Genomic DNA, 6,752 nt, shown 5'->3' on the forward strand with positions numbered 1-6,752 from the left:
CCCGTTGCCGCGCCCGCCCCCGCCGCCGTGCAGGCCGAGATGCACGCCAAGCGCGCGCCGCGCGCCAGTGCGATGGAAGACAGCGCCGTGCTGCCCGAGCCTGAGGCCGAAGCCATCGAAGTCTCGACGGCCCAGATCCAGAACGCCGCGACCAGCGCGTCGTTCCAGATCAAGAATCCGGCCACGCTGCTGTCGGACAACACCACGCAACGCGTCGCCATCGCAGCGGCCAAGCTGCCTGCAACCTTGCAATACCAATCCACGCCGGGGCTGCGCGAGACCGTCTACCTGACCGCGCAGGCCAGCAACAACACCGACTTTCCTTTCCTGGCGGGACCCCTGAATACCTTCCTGGACGACGCCTTTGTGGCATCGGGCGCCATGAAGGCCGTGATGCCCGGCGAAAAGCTGGAGCTGGCTCTTGGCGCCGACGATGGCATTTCCATCAAGCGCCAACTGGTGAACCGCTACACCGAGAGCACCGGCTTCTCGGGCAGCGGCAAGCGCGTCACTTACGAGTACAAGATCACCGTCAAGAACAACAAGGCGACCGCGGAAAAGGTGTCGTTCGCGGACCGCCTGCCCATCTCGCGCAACGAGAAGATCGTGGTCAAGCTGCTGTCGCCGTCCGAGCGCGACATCAAGCGAGAAGAAGACGGCAAGCTGGTATGGGACTGGGAACTGGAGCCGGGCAAGTCGCGCGAGACCGTGCTGAAGTTTTCGGTGGACTACCCGGGCGATATCGACGTGCACGGCCTCTGATACGCTAGCGCATCTGGAAGGCCTCCTGGTGAAACAGCTGCCGAACCGGCATGCCCCGCCGGTAAAGGCCGTCCTTCAACGAGTCGGCAAAGCCCGTCGGACCGCAGAACCAGATACTTGGCCAGGGCGCGCCATCCGGGCGCGCCATGGCCAGGACGGCGGCAGTCAAGGGCGGATGCTGGTCGCTGTAACGCACGTCCAATTTGACGCTTGGAACGCGCGCGCACAACTCGCGCAGCCTGTCGGCGAAGGGCGCATCGGCCGCATTGCGGGCGCAGTAATACAGGGTGGCGACGGGCGCGTCTTCGGGATGCGTCTGCAAGGCCTCAAGCCATGAAATGAAGGGCGTCACGCCGATGCCCGCGCCCACCCAGATCTGCGGGCGGCCCTCGTCGCGGCGATAGTCGAAACACCCATAGGGCCCTTCAACGGTCACCACCTGCCCGACCGCCAGCGTCTTCTGAAGGCGCCGCGTGTAATCGCCCAGCGCCTTGATCGAAAACTGCACCCGGCCCGAGCCATCGTCAGCGCCCGACACCGTGAACGGATGCGCGCCTTCGCTGCGGTCGGCCGTCAGAAAGGCAAACTGGCCGGCGCGGTGATGCCAATCGCCCTCTACACGACAGGTCACACGCAGGATGTCGTCTGAAAGGTGATCGACGTCCAGCACGACGCCCTTATAGCGGCGCGCCCGCCCGATGCGGCCCGTCAGCGCCATGACCGCACAGACCGACCCCACCGCGGTCGCAACGCCAACCAGCCACCCCACCGGTTGCGACCACCACGCGGCGGGCGTCAGCACGACGCCATGGAATGCCGCCACCAGAAAGATCACTGCGGCGATGCGATGGACCTGACGCCACACGTGGTACGGAAACCGGCGCCACAGGGTCAGCAGCACCATCGCCACCAGAATCCAGACGGCGTACTCGCCCAAGTCCTTGGCTGACCCCCGGAACACATCCAGCATGGCTGCCGCGCGCGGCGTTTTGGGAACCGGATCGAAAATAGCGAGCAGCAGCGGCTTGACGAGCTTGATGAGGTAATGCGCCGTTGCGAGTGCGGTGGCCAGGATCCCGCACCACTTGTGCAGCCGGTACATCTTGTCCAGACCATCCAGCCGCTTTTCCAACCAGACCGGCCTGACCGACAGCAGCATGATGACTGCCATCAGCACATAAGCCGCCAAACCAGTCAGCAAAATCAGTTGATCGCGCCACGTCCAGACGTTAAAGGCGGCTGGCGGCTGCAGCCACAGGGCGGCCGACCAAGCCAGGACGCTGACGGCGAGGATCGAGAAAAGCATTCGTCGCATCGGCATCGCTCCCATCAAATCAGCGGCCGTGCCAATCCCGGGCAGGCCGCAGACAGAATGGTAGTTTCGCCCAAGACCGATATTTCGGGCATCCCGGACAATGTTTGACGCAAATCAAATCGAATCCGGCAAAAATGGCTGGCCGATCGCGCTCAGTGGGTGCGGCAATATGCGATGAAGTCGTCCGGGGCCAAGGGCATCGAAATGCCGTAGCCCTGCGCCACATCGCATCCGAGTTCGCGCAGGAGCTGCACGTCGCGCTCCTGCTCGACGCCTTCAGCGACCACGCGCCGGCCCAGCACCCGCCCCATTTCGATCGCGGCCGCCACGACGGCGCGTGAGGCGGGTTCGCGGTGCATATGCACGATGAAGTCGCGGTCGATCTTCAATTCATTGAACGGCATGGCGGAAAAGAGGCGCATGGATGCGATGCCCGCGCCGAAATCGTCCATCGCCAGCTCAAAGCCGCGCACGCGTAGAAGGTTCAACGTCGACGACAGCGCCAGCCAGTCGTTGACCGGCTCATCCTCGGTAAGCTCCACCTTGATCAGCCGTGCAGGCAGTCCCGCCTGCCCCACCTTCTGCTCCAACAGGCCGGGCAAGTCGCGCGAGCACAGCGTGGATGCCGAGGCGTTGATCGCAATCGGCACGGCAATGTCCTCGTCCTGCATCTGGCGCAACACGCTCAGCACGCGGTCGGTGACGCGGCTGAACAGCATGCGGTCCATGCCAAGCCGATGCGCCGCCGGCACGAAGTCGGCGGCGGAAATAGCGCCCAGCTTCGGATCGATCCAGCGCGACAGCGCCTCGGCCGCGACCACGCGCCCCGTCGACAGGCTGATCTGGGGTTGCAGCACCACGCTCATGCCGGTGCCGGAAAGCAGCGCCTGGCTCAGCGCGGCTTCCATGACTTCGCGCCGCACCGACTTGGGTTTGTCTGGCGACGCCGATTCGTCGTCGATGCTGTGCAGCGCATTCTTGATGGCCTGTTGCATCGCCACGCGCGACACGGGCTTGGACAGCGCCTGCGCCGACGGGCAACCGGCCTGCAGGGCCAGGCGGACATGCGACTGCAGCAGTTCGTCGCTCAGGCTGCTGATCCAGATGATCGGCGGCATGCTTTTCAGGCGCCCCGCATCCACCAGCCTGCGCAGGTCGTTGGGCAGCCGCGTACCATCGCCTTCGCCCATCACGATATCGCTGATCAGCACGTCATGATATTGACGCGTGATCGCGCCAACCGCCTCGATGCTGCTTGCCAAGCCCGCCACACGACGATAGCCCAATGCCAGCAGCATGTTCTGCAGGTAGGCGCGTTCGACTGGGTGATCTTCCACAAGAAGAATCCGTCTGGACGCTCCGGCATCGGGTTTTGGCATTGCTGACCGTCCTGGACCTGTATACACGGTAAGAAGCCGCACACGGCCCCCGCCTGCGCCTGCCGCAAGCCGGTTGCACCGGCCAACTGAGAGCGTGAATCAATGCTAAGGCATCCACGCGAAACCTGTCTTTATCGATAACGGGTTAATTCAGTTGCCGCAGCCACCCATCCGCCTCCACCGTCCGCGGGTGCGATAATGGCGGACTTTCCCGCATTTACCGGCACGGAGCTTCTCTTGACCCGCATTGACGACCCCCTGCACGACCGCGAGGTCGGCGCCGCCGACGCCACCCAGGACAACACGCGCACCGACGACACCCGCATCAGCGCCGTGCGCCCGCTGATTTCACCCGCGCTGCTGCAGGATGAACTGCCGGTGTCAGCCGACATCCAGAATCTCGTCGAGCAAAGCCGCGCGCAGATCGCCGACGTGCTGCATGGCCGCGACGACCGGCTGGTCCTGGTGGTGGGCCCCTGCTCCATCCACGACCACGCGCAAGCCATGGAATACGCGCGCAAGCTGCGCGCCGCAGCCGACGAGCACAAGAAAGACCTGCTGATCGTCATGCGCGTGTACTTCGAGAAGCCCCGCACCACCGTCGGCTGGAAGGGCTACATCAACGACCCGCGCCTGGACGGCAGCTTCCGCATCAACGAAGGACTGCGCCGCGCCCGCGAACTGCTGCTGGACATCGGCGGCCTGGGTCTGCCCATCGCCACGGAATTCCTGGACCTGCTCAGCCCGCAGTACATCGCCGACCTGATCGCGTGGGGCGCCATCGGCGCTCGCACCACGGAAAGCCCCAGCCACCGTCAGCTCAGCTCCGGCCTGAGCTGCCCGCTGGGCTTCAAGAACGGCACCGACGGCGGCGTGCAGATCGCCGCCGACGCGATGGTCGCCGCGAGCGCCAAGCACGCGTTCATGGGCATGACCAAGATGGGCATGGCCGCCATCTTCGAAACCCGCGGCAACCAGGACACCCACGTGATCCTGCGCGGCGGCAAGCAAGGCCCGAACTACGACGCCGCCAGCGTGCAAGCCTGTTGCGACGCCCTGCGCAAGGCCGGCCAGCGCGAACAGGTCATGATCGACTGCTCGCACGCCAACTCCAACAAATCGCACGTGCGCCAGATCGACGTGGCCAACGACATCGCCGCCCAACTTGCCGAAGGCGACAGCCGCATCACGGGCGTCATGATCGAAAGCCACCTTGAGGAAGGCCGCCAGGACCTCAAGCCCGGCGAGCCGCTGCGTCATGGCGTCTCCATCACCGACGCCTGCCTGGGCTGGACACAGACCGAGCCCGTGCTGGCCGCACTGGCCCTGGCCGTGCGCCAGCGCCGCGAAAAGCTCGCCGCGCGCGCTTGATCGCTCGCGTTGCCCGGCGCGGGGCCGCCCCCGCGCCAGCTGTTACAGCACGCACCTGAAACAATTGGTATCATGCGCGTCTTCGGGGGCCTTGCGTCCCCTCCCGCTTCTTTTCGTTCAGGTATGGATCGTTCTCGCCTTGTAGGGGCCGCACCGGCCCAGTCCGCCCCCATGCGGCACAGCATTTTCATTTACACCGAAGAACAACGCGGCAACCAGATGGTCGAGTCCCGCGTGATCGGCATGATGTCCGACGTATCCGGGTCGGAAAAACTCATCGTCGTGGAAGACCCGTTTCACGGGCTCAAGTACGTCTACCGCATCGACCACGAGAGCAACAATCTGGACGCGGCCGCCATCACCGAGATCGACGAGTCGCGGTTCAACGGCAAGTCCTCGATCGAGATCAATGCCATGTCGTACCGGCTGGGCACGGCGGACAACGCCGCCAAGCTCTTGCGCGGCAAGACGCATTGGATCCAGGACAAGGGCTCGGTGCTGTCGGTGCTGCTGCAAAATGCTGCTGCGCGCAAAACGCGCTTTGCGCCGGCCCGGATTGAACGCGATCGGATGCGCAAAGTGCCCGAGGGTGTGCCGGTCGAATTACTCCCTTCGTAGGCGGGACGGTATCCACCCCGGTTCTTCTTATCCACAGAATTTGTGGATAAGAAAAACCCAAACGCCCGGCTGATGGCCTTTCGGGCGATGCGCACCGGGCTGCGCAATTTTTGACCAACTGATTTTTACCTGCCGCCTGGATCGCATCCTTGATCCATGCCGCGCCGCCGCATCGGCGGGAATGATATTCTGCGCGCACGCAGGCCAAAGACGTATACCGTCGCCCCCTGATTTTTCCGCGCGATCGCGGCCATTCAAGAATTCACAGCATGACCAGAACACACCTGTTCGCCCCCGGAGCGCCCAAGCGCGCCACGCCGTGACGATCATCGTCGTCGACGACCACGGGGATTGGCGCGATTCCATCGCCGAGTACATCCAGGACCTGGGCCTGGACAAGACCATCCTCACCGCAGGCTCGCTGGCCGAGCTTGACGAGCTGTTGCTCACCGTAACGCCCGCGATCCTCGTGCTGGACGCCATGCTGCCGGACGGCGATGGGCTGGCGCGCGTGTCGCATTTGCGCACCACCTATCCGTCGATGGGCATCATCATGCTCACCGGACGGCTCCTGAGCGAAGACAAGGTGTCGGGCCTGAGCCTGGGCGCCGACCACTACCTGACCAAGCCCGTCAACCTGGCCGAACTCGGCGCCACGCTGGTGTCGCTGTCGCGGCGCCTGCGCGTCGTGCCGGCCGCCGACGCAGAGGACGCGCAATCGGACGCCTGGCGCTTCGACCCCGCGCGCCGCACGCTGACCTCGCCCACCCAGATCAGCGTCGACATCACCGATACCGAAAGCCGCCTGATCGGCGCGCTGATCCAGGCGGCGCCACTGCCGCTGACGCGCGCCCGCCTCGTTGAAGCACTGGGCGCAAGCGCCGAGGCCTACGACACGCATCGGCTGGACGCCCACATGCATCGGNNGCTGCGCGAGCTGGCCGGTGGCGACCTGGGCATCCGCACCGTCTATGGCGTGGGCTACGTCTGCACCACGCCCGTCACCATCGTCGGCAGCCTGCCCAAACTCTGAGACCGCCCGCATGAACGCCCCTACCCGCCCCCGCCGCTCCGTTCTCTACATGCCCGGCGCCAACGCGCGCGCCTTGGACAAGGCACGCACGCTCGATGCGGACGCTNNACGCGCTGATCCTCGACCGGGAAGACGCGGTGGCGCCCGACGCCAAGGCGCAAGCCCGTGCCCAGGTCGCCGCGGCGCTGCGCGAAGGCGGCTACGGACGGCGCGAGTGCATCGTGCGCGTCAACGCGCTGGATACGCCGTGGGGGCTGGACGACGTGCGCGCCAT

Annotated in this window: 7 protein-coding genes; 5 read left to right on the forward strand and 2 right to left on the reverse strand. The window is 65.2% G+C overall.

What is annotated here, in order from left to right:
• Positions 1-762 (forward strand): DUF4139 domain-containing protein (locus B3446_RS03210; RefSeq protein ID WP_291377294.1); only part of this gene is annotated, 762 nt, incomplete at its 5' end.
• 4 nt (positions 763-766) lie between these two features.
• Here the strand turns inward: B3446_RS03210 and B3446_RS03215 are convergent.
• On the reverse strand, positions 767-2,077 hold the full coding sequence (locus tag B3446_RS03215) for a ferredoxin reductase family protein (RefSeq protein WP_291377295.1): 1,311 nt from the start codon (positions 2,075-2,077) through the stop codon (positions 767-769).
• Between the two features lie 152 nt (positions 2,078-2,229).
• Positions 2,230-3,456, reverse strand: coding sequence for an EAL domain-containing response regulator (locus tag B3446_RS03220; protein WP_191578716.1), 1,227 nt, complete (start codon positions 3,454-3,456; stop codon positions 2,230-2,232).
• A 237-nt stretch (positions 3,457-3,693) separates the two neighbouring features.
• Between B3446_RS03220 and B3446_RS03225 the strand changes: the two genes are divergently transcribed.
• From B3446_RS03225 to B3446_RS03240, 4 genes are all read left to right on the forward strand, one after another.
• Complete coding sequence (locus tag B3446_RS03225) at positions 3,694-4,827, forward strand: 3-deoxy-7-phosphoheptulonate synthase (RefSeq protein ID WP_291377296.1); 1,134 nt, start codon at positions 3,694-3,696, stop codon at positions 4,825-4,827.
• A 123-nt stretch (positions 4,828-4,950) separates the two neighbouring features.
• Positions 4,951-5,445: a hypothetical protein gene (locus B3446_RS03230; protein ID WP_291377297.1), complete on the forward strand. Its 495-nt coding sequence runs from the start codon at positions 4,951-4,953 to the stop codon at positions 5,443-5,445.
• A 181-nt stretch (positions 5,446-5,626) separates the two neighbouring features.
• Positions 5,627-6,478, forward strand: a complete 852-nt coding sequence (locus tag B3446_RS03235; protein ID WP_422652838.1) for a response regulator transcription factor — start codon at positions 5,627-5,629, stop codon at positions 6,476-6,478.
• A gap of 95 nt (positions 6,479-6,573) precedes the next feature.
• The coding region (locus B3446_RS03240) for an aldolase/citrate lyase family protein (RefSeq protein WP_422652839.1) at positions 6,574-6,752 on the forward strand (179 nt) is incomplete at its 3' end.

Source organism: Achromobacter sp. UBA5777 (assembly GCF_002418565.1).
GTDB lineage: Bacteria > Pseudomonadota > Gammaproteobacteria > Burkholderiales > Burkholderiaceae_B > Achromobacter > Achromobacter animicus.

What these genes read in the sequence shown, in the direction of transcription:
- B3446_RS03215 (WP_291377295.1), bottom strand. Translation starts at nt 2,077, where the DNA reads ATGCGACGAATGCTTTTCTCGATCCTCGCCGTCAGCGTCCTGGCTTGG.
- B3446_RS03220 (WP_191578716.1), bottom strand. Translation starts at nt 3,456, where the DNA reads ATGCCAAAACCCGATGCCGGAGCGTCCAGACGGATTCTTCTTGTGGAA.
- B3446_RS03230 (WP_291377297.1), top strand. Translation starts at nt 4,951, where the DNA reads ATGGATCGTTCTCGCCTTGTAGGGGCCGCACCGGCCCAGTCCGCCCCC.